The organism is Moorena sp. (assembly GCF_982860115.1).
This window is the reverse complement of the sequence record NZ_CEYLVT010000044.1, coordinates 24802-25580: the sequence shown is the minus strand read 5'-3', so window position 1 is coordinate 25580 and position 779 is coordinate 24802. Positions and strand designations below refer to the sequence as shown.

The following is a 779-nucleotide window of genomic DNA, read 5'->3' as shown; positions in this document are numbered from 1 at the left end:
GTTTTGCCCCCCTAACCCCCCAATTTTGGGGGGAATTATTGGAGAACAACGGGGGCTTGACCAAAACCAAACGATCGCGGATTCATACTTCAATTGCTGCAACAACAACAGATCAGACTTGTTTATACACAGTAGCTAGTCTGCGGGTAAACAAGCTTGTGCTACTTGGACAATGCGGGCTAGAACGGTTTGCAGATCTCTGAAAACTTCTTGGTTAGTAAACCTCAACACTCGATAACCAAACAACTGAAAATGCTTCGTTCGAGCCTCATCATAGGCTTTTTGCTGTGTATGAATGTCTCCATCAACCTCAATGACTAATTTGCATGATGGACAGTAAAAGTCAACAATAAATCGCCCTACCGGATGCTGACAGCGAAACTTGAGTCCTGCCAGTTGACGACCACGCAATGCACTCCATAACTGTGCTTCGGCAGGAGTTAGATTTTGCCGCAGATGACGAGCAGCCTGCTCAGTTTCCGGGGTAGTGCCACGAATTCTAGGATAGTCTTTTGGCATCAGTAGAGTAGGTTAGACAGTCTTTTTATACAGAGTACCCAGGATTAGTCCAAGTTCTCCCAAGTTGCCGATGCCCTCCCAGCCCCGCAATTTTGGGATGCCCCCCCAGCCCCCCAATTTTGGGGGGAGAAGATATCGAGGGGTTGAAAGTCCCCCAGAATTGGGGGATTTAGGGGGCGCGATGGTCAAAGTCCTCCAAGTTGGCGATGCCCCCCCAGCCCCCCAATTTTGGGGGGAGAAGATATCGAGGGGTTGAAAGT

The 779-nt window shown here is 49.2% G+C and carries 2 protein-coding genes; both read right to left on the bottom strand.

Going from position 1 to position 779, the window contains the following annotated elements; translation table 11 throughout:
• Positions 1–135: 135 nt before the first annotated feature.
• Positions 136–519, bottom strand: coding sequence for an endonuclease domain-containing protein (locus AC4II3_RS10300; RefSeq protein ID WP_488015066.1), 384 nt, complete (start codon positions 517–519; stop codon positions 136–138).
• Between the two features lie 12 nt (positions 520–531).
• The coding region (locus tag AC4II3_RS10295; protein WP_488015064.1) for a hypothetical protein at positions 532–779 on the bottom strand (248 nt) is incomplete at its 5' end.

Excerpts from the sequence above, each read along its gene's own strand:
- AC4II3_RS10300 (WP_488015066.1), bottom strand. The coding sequence starts at position 519 with ATGCCAAAAGACTATCCTAGAATTCGTGGCACTACCCCGGAAACTGAG.